We start from the raw sequence: 17883 nt of genomic DNA on the forward strand, positions 1-17883 counted from the left end.
ATTTTTCTGTGCGGCAAGAATTACTTCTTGATGCGGATAACCGGGGTTTCACCCACGGTGACGCTGCCAGACAGTTTGATCAGTTCTTTGATTTCGTCCATGTTGGAGATAACAACCGGCGTCAGGGTAGACTTGGCTTTTTCTTCCAACAGTGGCAGATCGAATTCAATTACCGGGTCGCCAACTTTAACACGCTGGCCTTCTTCCGCGATACGTTTGAAGCCTTCGCCTTTCAGTTCAACGGTGTCGATACCGAAGTGAACGAACAGTTCGATACCGCTATCAGATTCGATAGAGAACGCATGGTTGGTTTCAAAAATTTTACCGATGGTGCCGTCAACTGGAGCAACCATTTTGTTGCCAGTTGGTTTGATAGCAATGCCATCACCAACGATTTTCTCAGCAAACACTACATCCGGCACGTCTTCGATGTTGACGATCTCGCCGGAGAGCGGAGCAACAATCTCAATAGTTCCGGAGTCTTTCTTATCATCAGAAACCAGAGATTTCAGTTTATCGAACAAACCCATGATCTTCTCCTAAGCAGTAATTTGGGCCGCATCTCGTGGATTAGCAGATTGTTTTTTCTTCAATGAACTTGTTAACCAGCGTCATTAACTCGTCCGTTGTCGGTTGAGCAAGAGCCTGCTCTGCTAACACCTTCGCATCTTCGAAGTTCGTGTTACGGATAATCTTCTTAATGCGCGGGATGGAAATGGCGCTCATAGAGAATTCGTCCAGACCCATACCCAGCAACAGAAGTGTAGCACGTTCGTCGCCTGCAAGCTCACCACACATGCCAGTCCATTTACCTTCTGCATGAGAAGCATCAATAACTTGCTTGATCAAGTTCAGTACGGACGGTGACATTGGCTGGTAGAGATGTGAAATCATATCATTACCACGGTCAACTGCCAGGGTGTACTGCGTTAAATCATTGGTGCCGATACTAAAGAAATCAACTTCTTTGGCTAAATGACGCGCAATGGTCGCCGCCGCAGGTGTTTCCACCATCACGCCGATCTCGATTGACTCGTCAAACGCTTTACCTTCTTCGCGCAGTTCCTGTTTGTAGATTTCGATCTCTTTCTTCAGTGCACGCACTTCTTCAACAGAGATGATCATCGGGAACATGATGCGCAGTTTACCGAAAGCAGAGGCTCGCAGGATCGCGCGAACCTGGTCACGCAGGATCTCTTTACGATCCATCGCGATACGGATTGCACGCCAGCCCAGGAACGGGTTCTCTTCTTTCGGGAAGTTCATGTACGGCAGCTCTTTGTCGCCACCGATGTCCATGGTACGGACGATAACCGCCTGAGAGCCACACGCTTCAGCCACGGCTTTATAAGCAGCAAACTGCTCTTCTTCCGTTGGCAGCGCGTCGCGGTCCATGAACAGGAATTCTGTACGATAGAGACCGACGCCTTCCGCACCGTTGCGCTCAGCGCCATCAACGTCGCGGACGGTACCGATGTTTGCGCACACTTCTACCTGATGGCCGTCCAGGGTGATGGCTGGCAGGTCTTTCAGCTTAGCGAGTTCCGCTTTTTCAGTCGCAACCTGCTCCTGAACCGCGCGCAGTTTATCGATCTCTTCATTAGTTGGGTTGACGTAAACCAGATTGTTTACGGCATCCAGAATCAGATAGTCGCCGTTTTTCACCTGAGAGGTGACGCTACCGGTACCCACGATGGCAGGCAGTTCCAGAGAGCGCGCCATGATAGAGGTGTGGGAAGTACGGCCACCCGCGTCGGTGATGAAACCGAGGACCTTTTTCAGGTTCAGCTGTGCGGTTTCAGACGGAGTGAGGTCAGCGGCAACCAGGATGACTTCATCCTGAATTGCGCTCAGGTCGATGATGGCCAGACCCAGGATGTTGCGCAGCAGGCGCTTACCGATGTCACGTACGTCAGCCGCACGCTCTTTCAGGTATTCATCATCCAGTTCTTCCAGGGCAGTTGCCTGACCTTCGATAACTTCATGCGCAGCCGCGTCGGCCGTCATGCCTTTATCTTTAATCAGGGCTATGATTTCCTGCTCCAGCTCCTCATCTTCGAGCAGCATGATGTGCCCTTCGAAGATGGCTTCTTTTTCTTCACCGAAAGTTTCGCCAGCTTTAGTTTTGATTGCTTCCAGTTGCGCAGATGCCTTGGCACGACCGCTCAGAAAACGTTCAACTTCCTGATCAACCTTGTCGGCAGAAATTTTTTTCCGGTCGATGACGATCTCGTCTTCTTTCAGCAGCAGTGCTTTGCCGAAAGCGATACCCGGGGATGCTAAAATGCCTGAAATCATAACCCTACCTTACTTGTGACTGATATTTAAAAGAACCCGGAAACTTACTCGAGCTCAGCCATCAGTTTTACCAGATGCTCAACTGCTTTCTGCTCGTCTTCACCTTCTGCAGAGATGGTGACAACGGTGCCCTGAGTCAGGCCCAGAGTCTGCAGTTTGAACAGGCTTTTTGCGCTCGCGCTTTTGCCGTTGGAAGTCACAGTGATTTCAGAAGTGAAGCCTTTTGCTTCTTTAACAAACTGAGCAGCAGGGCGGGTGTGCAGACCGTTCGGAGCGGTAATGGTAACTTCTTGCTGGAACATTGTATTTCCCCAACTTATAGGTTTAGTGTTGTGGAACTAAAGTCTAGCCTGGCGACTGAACTTTAGCCTGTATTGTTAGCGCTGACGTTTCGATCGTCATTAAACATTATGCAGCGAAAGCAAGACTTGAACCAAATCATAAAATCGATTCAGCAAGGCTATTTCATTCACCGATTAATTTCACGCATCAAAATAATTGCTGGTTTAAATACCAGACCCAACGGGGTGAAGCAATGCCAGGAGGGGCAAAAGTTTGAAGCAGGCCACAAAAAAGCACCTGAAAAGGTGCTTTTTTACGCGTTATTAACATGCTGGCACTACTGTTGCAGTTCTTTTTCGGTAAACAGATCGGCAAACAGTGCGGTGCTCAGGTAACGCTCGCCCGAAGAAGGAAGGATAACCACAATATTCTTGTTGGTAAAGGCTTCATCTTCCTGAAGCTTGAGTGCTGCCGCAACGGCTGCACCGGAAGAGATACCCGCCAGAATGCCTTCTTCATCCATCAGGCGACGCGCGGTAGAAATGGCTTCTTCGTTAGTGATGGTCACCACTTTATCGATCAGCTTCAGATCCAGGTTGCCCGGAATGAAGCCTGCGCCAATACCCTGAATTTTATGCGGGCCTGGTTTAAGCTCTTCACCCGCCAGTGCCTGGGTGATAACCGGTGAGTCAGTTGGCTCAACGGCAACGGTGATCAGCTCTTTTTTACCCTTTGTGCCTTTAATATAGCGTGACACGCCGGTCAGCGTACCGCCGGTACCCACGCCGGAAATAAATACGTCAACCTGGCCGTCGGTATCTTCCCAGATTTCCGGACCGGTGGTTTTCTCGTGAATTTCCGGGTTAGCCGGGTTGCTGAACTGCTGCAGCAGCAGATATTTCGCCGGATCGCTGGCCACAATCTCTTCAGCTTTCTGAATGGCGCCCTTCATGCCCTTCGCGCCTTCGGTCAGCACCAGGTTCGCGCCCAGCGCTTTAAGCAGCTTACGACGCTCGATGCTCATGGTTTCTGGCATAGTCAGCGTCAGCTTGTAGCCGCGTGCGGCAGCAACATAGGCCAGAGCAATACCGGTGTTACCGCTTGTCGGTTCCACCAGCTCAACGCCAGGCTTCAGTACGCCACGTTTTTCAGCATCCCAAATCATGTTTGCACCGATACGGCATTTTACGCTGAAGCTCGGGTTACGTGATTCGACCTTCGCCAGAATGCGTCCATTACCGATACGGTTCAGTCGAACCAGGGGCGTATGACCGATAGTCAGCGAGTTGTCTTCATAAATCTTACTCATGGCCTGTCCTTAACTGTATGAAATTGGGATACCGACCCAGCATACCTGTTGAGCAGGTAGGGGGAAGTAAGGAATTCGCATATCTATATACTGCAAGGAAATAATGGGGATCAGTATGGAATAAGGGGCGGCATAAGCCACCCCTGCTTTACACATTTTTGCATTATTTCCATAACGCGTGCTTAGCACGGTAGCAGTCGACCCACATCGCCGTCGCGCCGCAGACGGCGACGGGCATGATGAACAGATTCAGGAAGGGAATCATGGTGAACAGGCTGGTCAGCGCGCCAAACTGCATATTGGCGACCTTCTGACTGCGCAGGGCAGTGCGCATCTCTTTAAACGGCACCTTATGGTTATCGAACGGATAGTCGCAGTACTGGATGGCCAGCATCCAGGCGCTGAACAGAAACCACAGCACCGGCGCCACCGTCTGGCCAATGCCTGGCACAAAGTAGAGGATAAGCAGCACAATCGCGCGGGGCAGGTACCAGGCAAACTTCTGCCACTCGCGCTTCATGATGCGTGGCAGGTCTTTCATGATCCCCAGCACGCCCGTGTCCGGCGGCGTCGCGCCGGTAAGCCGCGCTTCAAGCTGTTCCGCCAGCAGACCGTTAAACGGTGCGGCTATCCAGTTGGCAATCGTCGAAAAGAAGTACCCAAACACCAGCAGCACGGAGATTACCGCCACCGGCCAGAGCAGGTAGTTAAGCCACTGCAGCCAGTCCGGAACGTAACTCATCAGCGACGGGATCCAGCTTTCCAGCTTTGTGAACAGCCACCAGAACGCGCCGCCCATCAGAATAATGTTGATCAACAGCGGCAGAATCACGAAGCGTCGAATCCCCGGCAGGGAGACCAGTTTCCAGCCCTGAGAAAAATACCAGACGCCGCTGCGCGGGGGAGAAGAAGATGTTGAAACCATAGCCAGGCTGTACTCCTTTTTACACAACCAGTGGAATTGCCCGCCTATATTATCCACTTACGGAGCAATGACCAGTTCGGAAATGTTCGAAAAACCAGCAAAAAGCACGATTTCCTTCATCTTTATGCTGTGAATGCTCTGCACACACTTGCACTTGACGTAAACGGCAAATACTCTTAGTGAGTAAATGTTTGCCGTGGTGGCAAGGTGTTAGAACAACAGAGAATATAATGATGCAGGATTTGCGTCTGATATTAATCATTGTTGGCGCGATCGCCATAATCGCTTTACTGGTACATGGTTTCTGGACCAGCCGTAAAGAGCGTTCCTCGATGTTTCGCGATCGCCCACTGAAGCGCATGAAGTCCAGTCGTGACGACGATGACAGTGAAGATGACATCAACGGCAGCGATGACGACGGCGTGGGTGAAGTTCGTGTTCATCGGGTCAATACTGCGCCCGGCGCAGGCCATGGGGAGCATGAAGCGCCTCGTCCTTCGCAGCACCAGTATCAACCGCCGTATGCTTCTGCACAGCCGCGCCAGCCGCCGCAACAGCATGTTTATCAGCAGCCTGCTGCGCCACAGCCGGTTGAACAGCAGCCCGTGCAGCAACAGCCTGCTCAGCCGGTACAACAACCGCAGCAGCCTGTTCACGTACAGCCGCCTCAGCCTGCTCCGGCCCCGCACGTTGAGCCTGAGCCCGTTGTAGAGCCAGAGCCGGTTGTTGAAAAACCACAGCGTAAAGAAGCGGTGATCATCATGAACGTGGCCGCGCATCACGGCAGCCATCTCAACGGTGACGTGCTGCTCAACAGTATTCAACAGGCAGGATTCAAGTTTGGCGATATGAACATTTTCCATCGCCACCTGAGCCCTGACGGTAGCGGCCCGGCGCTGTTCAGCCTGGCCAACATGGTTAACCCTGGTACCTTTGATCCGGAAATGACCGGTGATTTCGTGACCCCGGGCGTCACTATCTTTATGCAGGTACCTTCTTACGGCGACGAACTGCAAAACTTTAAGCTGATGCTGCAGTCCGCTCAGCACATCGCTGACGAAGTCGGTGGCGTGGTGCTTGACGATCAGCGTCGAATGATGACCCCGCAGAAGCTGCGCGAGTATCAGGACCGCATCCGCGAAGTTAAGGAAGCTAACGCGTAATCGTCGCGTTTACTTCAACTCCTCCTCAACCCCCGCCTGTCGGGGGTTTTTTCTCATTGATGGTGCGATATGGACTCAATCGAAAAACAACTCACTGAACTGCGAACCACGCTTCGCCATCATGAATACCTCTATCATGTTATGGACGCGCCGGAAGTCCCGGATGCGGAATATGACCGCCTGATGCGCGAGCTGCGCGAGTTAGAGGCGCAGCATCCAGAGCTCATCACGCCGGATTCCCCCACCCAGCGCGTCGGCGCTGAGCCGCTGGGCGCTTTCAGCCAGGTGCGCCATGAGGTGCCGATGCTGTCGCTGGATAACGTCTTCGATGAAGAGAGCTTCCTCGCGTTTAACAAGCGCGTGCAGGATCGCCTGAAAAGCAGCGACTCCCTCACCTGGTGCTGCGAGCTCAAGCTGGATGGCCTGGCGGTCAGCCTTCTCTACGAAAACGGCGTGCTGGTGCGTGCCGCAACGCGTGGCGACGGTACAACGGGCGAAGACATCACCACCAACGTGCGTACCATCCGCGCGATCCCGCTGAAGCTGCAGGGTGACAACATTCCCGCACGTCTGGAAGTGCGCGGCGAGGTGTTCCTGCCCCAGGCGGGCTTCGAGAAAATTAACGAAGAGGCGCGTCGCACCGGCGGAAAGGTGTTTGCTAACCCGCGTAATGCGGCGGCAGGCTCTCTGCGCCAGCTTGATCCACGTATCACCGCGAAGCGACCGCTTACTTTCTTCTGCTACGGCGTCGGTATTCTGGAGGGCGGCGAGCTGCCGGATACGCACCTCGGACGTCTGCTGCAGTTTAAAGCGTGGGGTCTGCCGGTGAGCAACCGCGTTCAGCTCTGCGACTCGCCGGAAGCGGTGCTGGCGTTCTACCACAAGGTGGAAGAGGACCGCCCGACGCTCGGTTTTGATATTGATGGCGTCGTCATCAAGGTGAATTCACTGGCGCTGCAGGAGCAGCTGGGCTTTGTGGCGCGCGCTCCGCGCTGGGCGGTGGCGTTTAAATTCCCTGCTCAGGAGCAGATGACCTTCGTTCGCGACGTGGAGTTCCAGGTTGGCCGTACGGGGGCGATTACCCCGGTCGCACGTCTGGAGCCCGTGCAGGTCGCGGGCGTGCTGGTGAGTAATGCCACGTTGCATAACGCCGATGAAATCGAACGCCTCGGCCTGCGCATTGGTGACAAAGTGGTGATTCGCCGCGCGGGCGACGTTATCCCGCAGGTGGTTAACGTCGTGGAGTCAGAGCGTCCTGCCGATACGCGCGAGATCGTCTTCCCGACCCACTGCCCGGTGTGCGGCTCCGACGTTGAGCGTGTGGAAGGCGAAGCGGTGGCGCGCTGTACGGGAGGCTTAATCTGTGGTGCGCAGCGTAAAGAGTCGCTGAAGCACTTCGTCTCCCGTCGGGCGATGGACGTCGACGGCATGGGCGACAAGATTATCGATCAGCTGGTTGAGAAAGAGTATGTCCATACGCCAGCGGATCTCTTCAGGCTGACGGCAGGTAAACTGACCGGTCTCGACCGCATGGGACCAAAGTCTGCCCAGAATGTGGTTAACGCGCTGGAAGCCGCAAAAGAAACGACCTTTGCCCGCTTCCTTTACGCGCTGGGCATTCGTGAAGTGGGTGAGGCGACGGCGGCGGGTCTGGCGGCGTACTTTGGTACGCTGGAGGCGCTGGAAAAGGCTAGCATCGACGAGCTGCAGAAAGTCCCTGACGTTGGCATTGTGGTCGCCACGCACGTCTTTAACTTCTTCGCCGAAGAGAGCAACCGTGAAGTTATCGGCAAGCTGCTGGAAGAGGGCATTAAGTGGCCCGCGCCGGTAGTGGTTAACGCCGAAGAGATCGACAGCCCGTTCGCCGGTAAAACGGTAGTCCTGACCGGCAGCCTGAGCCAGCTTTCACGCGACGATGCGAAAGCGCGCCTGGTGGCGCTGGGGGCCAAAGTGGCGGGCAGCGTGTCGAAGAAAACCGACCTGGTGATCGCCGGGGAAGCGGCGGGCTCGAAGCTGGCGAAAGCCCAGGAGCTCGGCATTGAAGTTATCGACGAAGCGGAAATGATGCGTCTGTTAGGAGAGTAACGTGGAGAAAGAACAGCTCGTTGAGATTGCCAATACGGAGATGCCGTTCGGTAAATACAAGGGCCGCAGGCTGATTGATTTGCCGGAGGAGTATCTGCTGTGGTTTGCCCGCAAGGATGAATTCCCGGCAGGGCGACTGGGCGAGCTGATGGCTATCACGTTACTGATCAAAACCGAGGGGCTGACCCAGCTGGTTCAGCCCCTGAAACGTCCTTAAGCCTTCGCGGCGCGGGTCTCTTTCTGCGCCAGCTTTTCAGTCTGGCGCTTGTAGCGACGCGCCAGCACCGCGCAGACCATCAGCTGGATCTGGTGGAAAATCATCAACGGCAGCACCATCATCCCAATCACCGAGGTCGGGAACAGAATATTGGCCATCGGGATACCGTTAGCCAGGCTTTTCTTCGAACCGCAGAAGACAATGGTGATTTCATCCGCTTTGCTGAAGCCGCACCTGCGTGCCACAAAGACGTTTACCGCAATCACAATCGCCAGCAGGACGAGGCTGACCACCACGATAAACAGCAGCGAGCCTGCGCCTACCTTATGCCAGATCCCGTTAACGACCGCTTCGCTGAAGGCGGAATAGACCACCAGCAGAATCGACGACTGGTCGGTTTTTGAGATCCATTTCTTGTGCTTTGCCACGAACGCCCCGGTCCATGGACGGGATAAATGTCCCAGGACAAACGGCAGCAGCAGCTGCAGGCAAATTTTTCCAACCTGCTCGAGATTGCCTTCCGCGCCGTGCATGTTCATCAGCAGGCCCACCAGCAGCGGGGAAACGAAAATCCCTAACAGGCTGGATGCCGATGCCGAGCAGACCGCGGCCGCAACGTTCCCTCCCGCCAGAGAGGTAAAGGCAATGGCGGACTGCACGGTAGCCGGCAGAATACAGAGATACAGGAAACCGGTGTAGAGCGCCGGGTCGACGTTAACCGGCGCCCACCAGGCAAACAGCACTCCGAGGATTGGGAACAGAATGAACGTGCTGCACATCACCCAGAGATGCAGCCGCCAGTGGCTACCGCCGGCAATAATGGCTTCGCGGGAGAGTTTTGCACCGTGCATAAAGAACAGCAGCGCGATGGCGGCCGTCGTCAGCCCTTCAAAAAACGGGACGAAGCCCCCGCGGGCGGGGAAAAACGAGGCCAGTAAAACGGTAACCACCAGGGTAAGCGTGAACGGATCAAGAATACGAAATAGTTTCATAATGACTCCTGAAATCAGATGTCGCTATTGTGCTTTTTTCTATTTGAGAAATAAAATTGATTTATTGCATCCATTCATGAATGAAACAGATGAATTATTCCTTACGTCAGCTTCGTATTTTCGTCACCGTCGCTCACGCCCGCAGCTTTAGCCGGGCAGGCGAGAAGATTGGCCTGAGCCAGTCGGCGGTCAGCCACAGCGTGAAAGAGCTGGAGAATCAGACCGGGGTGAAGTTGCTTGACCGCACCACGCGCGAAGTAGTGCTGACCGAAGCGGGGCAGCAGCTGGCCCTGCGCCTTGAACGGCTGCTGGATGAGCTAAACAGCACGCTCAGAGACGTGGGGAGGCTGGGGCAGCAGCTTTCGGGGACCGTGCGCGTCGCGGCCAGCCAGACAATCTCTGCGCACCTTATCCCGCAGTGTATTGCCGAGGGAAGCCACCGCTATCCGGATATTGATTTTGTCCTGCATGACAGGCCGCAGCAGTGGGTGCTGGAGAGCATCCGCCAGGGCGATGTAGATTTTGGTATTGTGATCGATCCCGGCCAGGCGAGCGATCTGGCGTGTGAAAGCGTACTTTCCGAGCCATTCTTGCTGCTCTGCCGTGACGACGACCCGCTGGCCACGTTGCCGGAAGTCAGCTGGCAGTGTCTGACGGGCGCGAACCTGGTTTTACAGGATTATGCCTCGGGCAGTCGTCCGCTGATTGATTCCGCGCTGGTGAATCAGGGCGTAAAAGCAACGATCGTGCAGGAGATTGGTCACCCGGCGACGCTGTTTCCCATGGTGGAAGCCGGCATTGGCATCAGCGTGTTGCCCGCCCTGGCGCTTCCCCTGCCGCAGGGAAGCCGGCTGGCCGTCAGGCGATTAGCGCCCGTTGTTGAGCGAAAGCTGATGCTGGTGCGGCGAAAAAATCGCTCACTCTCGGGGGCGGCGCAGGCTATCTGGGAAGTGGTGCGTATCCAGGCACAACGATTAACCGAAGCCCGCATACGCGACCCACTGTTTAACGCATCAGAAGATTAGATGTAGATATCAATCTGATTATTGTCTGAAGGGTTATTCACACCTTCCACTTTGCCCAGCTTTTGATCCTGCTTCTTTTGGGCCTCTTCTGCCTGCTGGCGCTGCAGTGAGGCGAGCTGCGCCTGAAGCACTTTGATCTGGGTCTGAATAAGTTCCTGCTGCTTCTTCTTCTCATCAGCGCTGCCGGTGCTGTTCGCCAGCTCTTTTAACTGCTGAGTCAGCTTTTTGATCTTGTCGAGAATGCGGGTGATTTGCGTAGCGATATCGTTACTGCTGGAAGTTCCACTCGCGCCGCTGGTTTGAATCTGTTGGGTTGAAGCCTGAATGGTCGTCATACTTTTTCCTCGCGTTATAAAACAGAGGTATCGGCACTAACGGGATTAGCTTGAGCAAAACTGCCATATCTGGCAGGGAGTTACATCGATACACAATAAGTATTGATGAAGCGATGAAAGTGTACTGCAAGGCGGAAGTAGACAAACTGCAGATAGCAAAAAGGCGCCTTTAGGGCGCCTTTCTACATTGGTGGGTCGTGCAGGATTCGAACCTGCGACCAATTGATTAAAAGTCAACTGCTCTACCAACTGAGCTAACGACCCGAAATGGTGGGCGATGACGGGCTCGAACCGCCGACCCCCTCCGTGTAAAGGAGATGCTCTACCAACTGAGCTAATCGCCCATTTCGGAACTACTGCGATAAGGTGAGAATGGTGGGCGATGACGGGCTCGAACCGCCGACCCCCTCCGTGTAAAGGAGATGCTCTACCAACTGAGCTAATCGCCCAATCTCAATTCTTATCTACACTGCGAGTCTACCGAAGTAGATGGTGGGTGATGACGGGCTCGAACCGCCGACCCCCTCCGTGTAAAGGAGATGCTCTACCAACTGAGCTAATCACCCCCGCTGTGTGGAGTCGCATTATAGGGAGAGTTGAAAATGAGTCAACGCATTTTCTAAAGTTTTTATTCGTTCGTCGTAAAATTAAGCAAAACGATCGCGAAACGGGCAATGGCGCATGATTTCTAAACAAAAATCGCAAACTCGATCACGATAAAGGGATCAACATTGAGGAATCCCCCCACAGTGATAGAATATTGCCCATCGTTTTTTCCCCAGGATTTGCCGATTGCCGGCATCTTTATAACGTAAGGCCATTTCATGAAAATCAAAACTCGCTTCGCGCCGAGCCCGACAGGCTATCTGCACGTCGGTGGTGCACGTACCGCTCTCTATTCCTGGCTTTTCGCACGCCACAACAAAGGTGAGTTCGTGCTGCGTATTGAAGACACCGATCTTGAGCGCTCCACGCCAGAAGCAATTGAAGCCATTATGGATGGGATGAACTGGCTAAATCTGGAATGGGATGAAGGTCCTTACTTCCAGACCAAACGCTTTGACCGCTATAACGCTGTCATTGATGAGATGCTGGTCGCGGGCACGGCATATAAATGCTACTGCTCTAAAGAGCGTCTGGATGAACTGCGTGAAGCGCAGATGGCTAACGGTGAAAAGCCGCGTTATGACGGCCGCTGCCGCCACGACCATAGCGAGCATGCTGCTGACGAGCCTTGCGTGGTGCGTTTCGCTAACCCGCAAGAGGGCTCGGTGATCTTTGACGACCAGATCCGTGGCCCCATTGAATTCAGCAACCAGGAGCTGGACGATCTGATCATCCGTCGTACCGACGGTTCTCCAACCTATAACTTCTGCGTCGTGGTTGACGACTGGGATATGGAAATTACCCACGTTGTCCGTGGTGAAGACCATATCAACAATACGCCACGTCAGATCAACATCCTGAAAGCGCTGAACGCCCCTGTGCCTGTCTATGCGCACGTCTCCATGATCAACGGTGATGACGGGAAAAAACTGTCTAAACGTCACGGCGCGGTAAGCGTTATGCAATATCGCGATGACGGCTATCTTCCGGAAGCGCTGCTGAACTATCTGGTGCGTCTGGGCTGGGCCCACGGTGACCAGGAGATCTTCAGCCGCGAAGAGATGATCGAACTGTTCTCTCTGAGCTCTGTAAGCAAATCAGCGAGCGCATTTAATACCGACAAGCTCCTGTGGCTGAACCATCACTACATCAACACCATGCAGCCTGAATATGTGGCGACGTATCTGCAGTGGCACATTGAGCAGGCAAATATTGATACCCGCACTGGCCCTGAGCTGGCTGACCTGGTGAAACTCCTCGGCGAGCGCTGCAAAACGCTGAAAGAGATTGCCGAAAGCTGCCGCTACTTCTATGAAGAGTTTGATGAGTTCGACGCGGACGCCGCGAAGAAGCACCTCCGTCCGGTTGCGCGTCAGCCGCTGGAAGTGGTGCGTGACAAGCTGGCGGCCCTTTCCGAGTGGACCGCTGAGAATGTGCATCAAGCGATTCAGGCGACGGCAGACGAGCTGGAAGTCGGTATGGGTAAAGTCGGCATGCCACTGCGCGTTGCGGTGACCGGGGCGGGGCAGTCTCCGGCGCTGGATGTGACGGTTCACGCGATCGGCAAATCACGCAGCGTGGCGCGTATTAACAAGGCGCTGGACTTCATCGCTGAACGTGAAAATCAGCAGTAATAACGTTTCAGATAAAAAAACGGCAGGGGAACCTGCCGTTTTTTTATGCATCTTCTTCGGCAATGCCCAAACGCTTAAGAAATCCATGTATCCCTTCGCGCTTCAATAACGCATCCAGACGCTTCTGCTCTGGCTTAGTCATACTCTCCAGCGTCTCAATAATGCCCGGACACAGGTTTGAAGAGGGGACAGTATAGGAAGACGTGGCCTCCGCGAGATGGTACACCGCCTGACGGTTGCGGATCGCCGGGAGGCTCATAATATGTTCTTTCACGCGCGCATCAACATGAATGAGCCTTGCGCGACCGCCTTTCACGCCGTTGAGTCCTTCGGTTTTCCACCTTTTCTGGCGTATCCAGCGATTAACCGTTTGTCTGGCAACGCCCAAACTCTCTGCCAGCTCTTCCGTGGTCATTTTGCTCCGTAATTTTTTCATATCAGTCCCGATCGCGAATCCCTAAACGTTGCAACAAGCCGGTAATCCCTTCCCGCAGTAGCAGCGATGTCATCTGCTTCTGCTCTTCCGGCGTCATTTCATTGGCCAGCGTCAGGAGCAGCGTGTGAAGCGAACTATCATGACTGCTGCCTCCAGGCAGTTCGGATGTTTCGCTTGCCCGACGTGCGCTGCGAATAAAGTCACGGACTTTGTCGTTCACATGTACCAGGCGCGCTTTCCCGCCCTGGACGCCTGGTTTTGGTGACGTAATCCAACCCTCTTTGCGTACCCATTTATTGATGGTCTGGCGGCTATAGCCAGTGAGAAGGGCTAACTCTTCTGGCGTCATTCGTTCCTTGATCATGCAATTTCCTGAATATCAGTAGGGTTAATTAACGGCTCATTTTATAGCACCGTTTTACGTGAAAACGTGACAGGCTTAACTCCTGGCTGCGAGCAGGCTCGCAAAGTGATTCATTTGCATGATTTTTCGGCGATTGAATGGCTGGGATTGATTTTGCCGTTGACACCCCGCGGCGGAATTCATATTATGCCGCCCGTCAACATGACAGCTTTACGATGGGGCTATAGCTCAGCTGGGAGAGCGCTTGCATGGCATGCAAGAGGTCAGCGGTTCGATCCCGCTTAGCTCCACCAAACTCTGAACCCAACAGAGTGCGGTCAGTAAAGTAACATGTGGGGCTATAGCTCAGCTGGGAGAGCGCTTGCATGGCATGCAAGAGGTCAGCGGTTCGATCCCGCTTAGCTCCACCAAAATTGTAAACCCTCGTCAAAAGACGAGGGTTTTTTTTATGTGTTTGTAACACACTCTCCCGCATTTTGTTATCAAAAAGAAGGTATTCCCATACCTCACCTCAATCGGCATCAATTAACCAGTCTAAAAATAGACTTGAACTTGATTCGCGCAATTAATAAACCTATTATCCATCCGGTCAATAATTCTCTCGGAAAATAACGCCCCGGTTAATGAATAGAAAAGCTTACAATAATGTAAAGATATTTATGATTGCTCTGGCTTTATGCCTGATTGCGGTGCCTGTCTCCCGTTATCTTTCTCCCCGCGCAATTGTTAATGGTCACGACGTTTATTTAGCATGGTTACCTTTAAGCGTGATGTTGGCGGTAATCCTGCTATTTGGGCGCAGGGCTATTCTTCCCATTTTGTTAGGTTTTACTGTCACTAATTTATTCTATGTAAATTTAGCACCGCTACAATATTTAGTATTACTGTTCTGTCAGACCTTTGCGTTGTTCGCGGCGTGCGGCCTTCTGCGTATCATGCTGGGTAAGCGTTGGCGTTACTGCATCCCTAACAAGCACATCGGATTACGGATATTCTGGCTCGGTTTTATGGTGCCAATAGGGATTAAGCTGTCAATGTATTTGGCAGGCTATTTGTTTGATTTTCCGGTGACAATTTCGACCTTTTTCGGCGAAGGAACGGTAATTTATAACGTTGTGGATATACAAAGCCTGATATGTGCGGCATTGATTTTTACCATGATGTTCTATTACCCGTTAAGAATGATAATTAATCCTCGTTATGCAATGAGTTTCTGGCGACGAAGCGTGAAGCCCGTGTTTTTTCACAAGAATTCATTATATATTTTTGCCTGGCTGGTGCTTTTAAGTTTCATTCTCATCATTTTATGTGGTCCTTTTGAATCTCCCGTCATTGCGGGCTATTTGATGCCGCTAATTTTTATTCTTTTTACCTTAGCGATAAGCCGACTGACCTATGCGTTGATTTCTCTGCTCTGGGCTGTATCTGCGCTCCTGCTGTTGACCTACAACTACAACTTCCTTAACGGGGTGGAATCGGGCCATTCGCTCTCTTTTATTCTGTCCGTGCTTATCTCGTTCGCGATCTGCCTACTCTATATGTCGCGTATTTACCAGCGCAGCGAGTGGCTTAAGCGGGGCTGGCAGGGGAGGGCGCTCACCGATCCGCTGACCGGATTGCCCAATATTCGTGCGCTGGAGGATTATCTTGAGATTCACCCGGATGCAAAAGTGAGCATTCTGCGTATGGATAACCTGGAATTTTTGAGTCGCCACTATGGGATCCTGATGCGGGTCCACTGCAAACGCACGATCGCCACGTCGCTGCAGCCTCTCCTGCAAAAAGATGAGACGCTCTTCCAGCTCCCCGGAAGCGAGCTTGTGCTGGTATTACTGGGCCCGGGAACCGCTGAGCGCTTACAGCATATGGTTGATCGGCTGAACAGCCGTAAGATTTTCTGGAACAACACCGGGCTGGATATTGAATTTGGCGCGTCCTGGGGAATGGTGGAAAACGGCGAAAAGTTGCACCACACGCTGGGGCAACTGAGCTGGCTGGCCGAGCAATCCTGCGGAACAACAAACAACGTGCTTGCGCTCACGAATAGCCTCGAGGCGGCATCAGGGCAAACGACAGAGCGAGTTCTGATGCTTGCGCGGATTAAGCATGCCCTGGAGGCGGGCCAGTTCCATTTGTACGCGCAACCGATCCAGAAGGCGGACGGGAGCGGCTACTACGAAATTCTGGCGCGTATGGAGAGCGAGGGAGAGATCTTCACTCCTGACCGCTTTATTCCGTTGATTGCCCAGTTCAACCTCAGCCACCGGTTTGATATGTGCGTCATGGAGAAATTACTGCTGTGGCTGCGCGATCACCCTTCAACGCAGGCTGGCGCCCGTTTCTCCGTTAATCTGATGCCGCTCACGCTGATGCAAAAAGAGGTGGCGACCGATATTTGCGCGCTCTTTGAACGCTACGGCGTTGCGCCTCAGTCCGTCGTGATTGAGATTACCGAAGAGCAGGCCTTCTCAAATTCAGGCTGCAGCATCCACAATATTCAGCAGCTGCGGGATTACGGTTTCCGGATTGCCATTGATGATTTTGGTACCGGCTACGCCAACTACGAGCGCCTCAGGCGCCTGCAGGCGGACATCATTAAAATTGATGGCTGCTTTATTAAAGACATTTGTACTGATGATATGGATGCGATGATCGTGCAGTCGATGTGTAATCTGGCGAAGACGAAATCGCTGTGCGTCGTAGCGGAATACGTCGAAACACCGGCGCAGCGGGAGATGCTGCTTCGTTTCGGCGTGGATTATCTGCAGGGCTACCTGATAGGCAAACCCCAGCCGCTGGAAGAATTGCGGGCATAAAAAAACCGGGAGCCAGGCTCCCGGTTTTTGTTTAACGCTAAAGGTTAGAGCACCAGTGCCGCGATAGAAGCAGACAGGACGCTCACCAGCGTAGATCCGTAAACCAGCTTCAGGCCAAAGCGAGAAACCACGTTGCCCTGTTCTTCGTTCAGACCTTTAATCGCGCCCGCGATAATCCCGATGGACGAGAAGTTCGCGAAGGAGACCAGGAACACGGACAGAATGCCTTCCGCGCGCGGAGAAAGCGTACTGGCAATTTTCTGCAGATCCATCATCGCAACGAATTCGTTGGAAACCAGTTTGGTTGCCATGATACTGCCCACCTGCAGCGCTTCGTGAGCTGGCACACCCATCACCCATGCAACCGGGTAGAAGATGTAGCCCAGAATACCCTGGAAGGAGATACCCAGCACCGCTGCGAACAGGGCGTTCAGCGCAGAAATCAGCGCAATGAAGCCGATCAGCATGGCGGCAACGATAATCGCCACTTTGAAGCCCGCCAGAATGTACTCACCCAGCATTTCGAAGAAGCTCTGGCCTTCGTGCAGGTTAGACATCTGGATGTTCTCTTCGCTGGCATCAACGCGGTACGGGTTGATCAGCGACAGAACGATAAAGGTGCTGAACATGTTCAGAACCAGCGCCGCAACAACATACTTTGGCTCCAGCATGGTCATATACGCGCCCACGATAGACATGGAAACGGTAGACATTGCGGTTGCCGCCATGGTGTACATGCGGTTGCGGGACATTTTGCCGAGAATATCTTTATACGCGATGAAGTTCTCAGACTGACCGAGGATCAGGGAACTGACGGCGTTGAAGGATTCCAGCTTGCCCATGCCGTTCACTTTGGACAACAGGAAACCAATTCCACGAATAACGAACGGCAGAACGCGGATGTGCTGCAGAATACCGATCAGCGCGGAGATGAAGACGATAGGACAGAGAACCTTCAGGAAGAAGAACGCCAGGCCTTCGTCGTTCATTTTACCGAAGACAAAGTTGGTCCCTTCATTGGCGAATCCGAGCAGTTTTTCAAACATTTCGGAGAAGCCTTTCACGAAGCCGAGGCCTACGTTGGAGTTCAGGAAGAACCACGCAAGTAAAACTTCAATGACCAGCAGCTGGACAACATAACGGATACGAATTTTTTTGCGGTCTGTGCTGACCAGCAATGCAAGTGCAGTAACGACAACAAGTGCCAGGACAAAATGAAGGACGCGGTCCATATTTGCTCCAAATATGAGGCAGGTTTAATTTTCGTGCACATTCTATGTAACAAGCGAAAAGAAAACGAGATCGAGGACACACTATAGTTACATCCTGTGACGAGTCTCAAAAATAGTGATCCACAATACATTTTTGTTATGTTAGGTAAATGAGTGAAAAGTTA

The 17883-nt window shown here is 53.0% G+C and carries 16 protein-coding genes and 6 tRNA genes; 8 read left to right on the forward strand and 14 right to left on the reverse strand.

The genetic code is table 11. The annotated features are described in order from the left end of the window. Positions 1-20: 20 nt before the first annotated feature. From crr to cysZ, 5 genes are all read right to left on the reverse strand, one after another. Positions 21-530, reverse strand: coding sequence for a PTS glucose transporter subunit IIA (gene crr, locus AC1VYI_RS08015; protein ID WP_003861316.1), 510 nt, complete (start codon positions 528-530; stop codon positions 21-23). Positions 531-570: 40 nt separating this feature from the next. Then, a complete protein-coding gene (gene ptsI / locus AC1VYI_RS08020) occupies positions 571-2298 on the reverse strand; it encodes a phosphoenolpyruvate-protein phosphotransferase PtsI (RefSeq protein ID WP_023308729.1) in 1728 nt (575 codons plus the stop codon). Positions 2299-2342: 44 nt separating this feature from the next. Beyond that, complete coding sequence (gene ptsH / locus AC1VYI_RS08025) at positions 2343-2600, reverse strand: phosphocarrier protein Hpr (RefSeq protein WP_000487600.1); 258 nt, start codon at positions 2598-2600, stop codon at positions 2343-2345. 317 nt (positions 2601-2917) lie between these two features. Further along, positions 2918-3889, reverse strand: a complete 972-nt coding sequence (gene cysK, locus AC1VYI_RS08030; protein ID WP_008501603.1) for a cysteine synthase A — start codon at positions 3887-3889, stop codon at positions 2918-2920. A 163-nt stretch (positions 3890-4052) separates the two neighbouring features. Next, entirely contained in the window at positions 4053-4814 is a 762-nt protein-coding gene (gene cysZ / locus AC1VYI_RS08035; protein ID WP_023308728.1) for a sulfate transporter CysZ, read from the reverse strand. A gap of 230 nt (positions 4815-5044) precedes the next feature. Between cysZ and zipA the strand changes: the two genes are divergently transcribed. The 3 genes from zipA to AC1VYI_RS08050 all read left to right on the forward strand — a co-directional run bounded on the left by zipA (position 5045) and on the right by AC1VYI_RS08050 (position 8279). Beyond that, positions 5045-5977 carry a cell division protein ZipA gene (gene zipA, locus AC1VYI_RS08040; protein WP_134867298.1) on the forward strand — a complete coding sequence of 311 codons (933 nt, stop codon included), beginning with the start codon at positions 5045-5047 and terminating at the stop codon, positions 5975-5977. 69 nt (positions 5978-6046) lie between these two features. Next, positions 6047-8062 carry an NAD-dependent DNA ligase LigA gene (gene ligA / locus AC1VYI_RS08045; protein WP_045399767.1) on the forward strand — a complete coding sequence of 672 codons (2016 nt, stop codon included), beginning with the start codon at positions 6047-6049 and terminating at the stop codon, positions 8060-8062. Between the two features lies 1 nt (position 8063). Further along, positions 8064-8279, forward strand: a complete 216-nt coding sequence (locus tag AC1VYI_RS08050; RefSeq protein ID WP_003861328.1) for a DUF3820 family protein — start codon at positions 8064-8066, stop codon at positions 8277-8279. Here AC1VYI_RS08050 and AC1VYI_RS08055 read toward each other — a convergent pair. Continuing rightward, the gene (locus AC1VYI_RS08055) at positions 8276-9271 is read right to left on the reverse strand and encodes a bile acid:sodium symporter family protein (RefSeq protein ID WP_023308725.1); all 996 of its coding nucleotides are present in this window, start codon (positions 9269-9271) and stop codon (positions 8276-8278) included. The two genes, AC1VYI_RS08050 and AC1VYI_RS08055, sit on opposite strands and share 4 nt — an antisense overlap. An 89-nt stretch (positions 9272-9360) precedes the next feature. Between AC1VYI_RS08055 and AC1VYI_RS08060 the strand changes: the two genes are divergently transcribed. Continuing rightward, positions 9361-10296 (forward strand): LysR family transcriptional regulator, encoded by a 936-nt coding sequence (locus AC1VYI_RS08060; RefSeq protein WP_032668258.1) that lies wholly within the window; start codon positions 9361-9363, stop codon positions 10294-10296. Here AC1VYI_RS08060 and AC1VYI_RS08065 read toward each other — a convergent pair. The 5 genes from AC1VYI_RS08065 to AC1VYI_RS08085 all read right to left on the reverse strand — a co-directional run bounded on the left by AC1VYI_RS08065 (position 10293) and on the right by AC1VYI_RS08085 (position 11197). Next, a complete protein-coding gene (locus tag AC1VYI_RS08065; RefSeq protein ID WP_023308723.1) occupies positions 10293-10631 on the reverse strand; it encodes a FlxA-like family protein in 339 nt (112 codons plus the stop codon). The genes AC1VYI_RS08060 and AC1VYI_RS08065 overlap by 4 nt on opposite strands. Before the next feature lie 188 nt (positions 10632-10819). After that, positions 10820-10895 (reverse strand) — tRNA-Lys (locus AC1VYI_RS08070). A 4-nt stretch (positions 10896-10899) separates the two neighbouring features. Continuing rightward, a tRNA-Val gene (locus AC1VYI_RS08075) sits at positions 10900-10975 on the reverse strand. Positions 10976-11004: 29 nt separating this feature from the next. Further along, positions 11005-11080 (reverse strand) — tRNA-Val (locus tag AC1VYI_RS08080). A gap of 41 nt (positions 11081-11121) precedes the next feature. Continuing rightward, positions 11122-11197 (reverse strand) — tRNA-Val (locus AC1VYI_RS08085). Between the two features lie 258 nt (positions 11198-11455). Here AC1VYI_RS08085 and gltX point away from each other — a divergent pair. Next, entirely contained in the window at positions 11456-12871 is a 1416-nt protein-coding gene (gene gltX / locus AC1VYI_RS08090; protein ID WP_045354381.1) for a glutamate--tRNA ligase, read from the forward strand. 43 nt (positions 12872-12914) lie between these two features. Here the strand turns inward: gltX and AC1VYI_RS08095 are convergent, their stop codons facing one another. Beyond that, positions 12915-13307, reverse strand: coding sequence for a YfeC-like transcriptional regulator (locus tag AC1VYI_RS08095; RefSeq protein ID WP_134867299.1), 393 nt, complete (start codon positions 13305-13307; stop codon positions 12915-12917). Between the two features lies 1 nt (position 13308). Further along, on the reverse strand, positions 13309-13671 hold the full coding sequence (locus AC1VYI_RS08100) for a YfeC-like transcriptional regulator (protein WP_023308720.1): 363 nt from the start codon (positions 13669-13671) through the stop codon (positions 13309-13311). Between the two features lie 217 nt (positions 13672-13888). Between AC1VYI_RS08100 and AC1VYI_RS08105 the strand changes: the two genes are divergently transcribed. From AC1VYI_RS08105 to AC1VYI_RS08115, 3 genes are all read left to right on the forward strand, one after another. Then, a tRNA-Ala gene (locus AC1VYI_RS08105) sits at positions 13889-13964 on the forward strand. Between the two features lie 41 nt (positions 13965-14005). Then, a tRNA-Ala gene (locus tag AC1VYI_RS08110) sits at positions 14006-14081 on the forward strand. 213 nt (positions 14082-14294) lie between these two features. Further along, complete coding sequence (locus AC1VYI_RS08115; RefSeq protein ID WP_226484151.1) at positions 14295-16487, forward strand: sensor domain-containing phosphodiesterase; 2193 nt, start codon at positions 14295-14297, stop codon at positions 16485-16487. Positions 16488-16531: 44 nt separating this feature from the next. On the opposite strand, the gene AC1VYI_RS08120 is transcribed toward AC1VYI_RS08115, so the two are convergent. Beyond that, a complete protein-coding gene (locus AC1VYI_RS08120) occupies positions 16532-17719 on the reverse strand; it encodes a NupC/NupG family nucleoside CNT transporter (protein ID WP_008501591.1) in 1188 nt (395 codons plus the stop codon). Between the last annotated feature and the right edge of the window lie 164 nt (positions 17720-17883).

Source organism: Enterobacter sp. QK-SA4, from assembly GCF_056856775.1.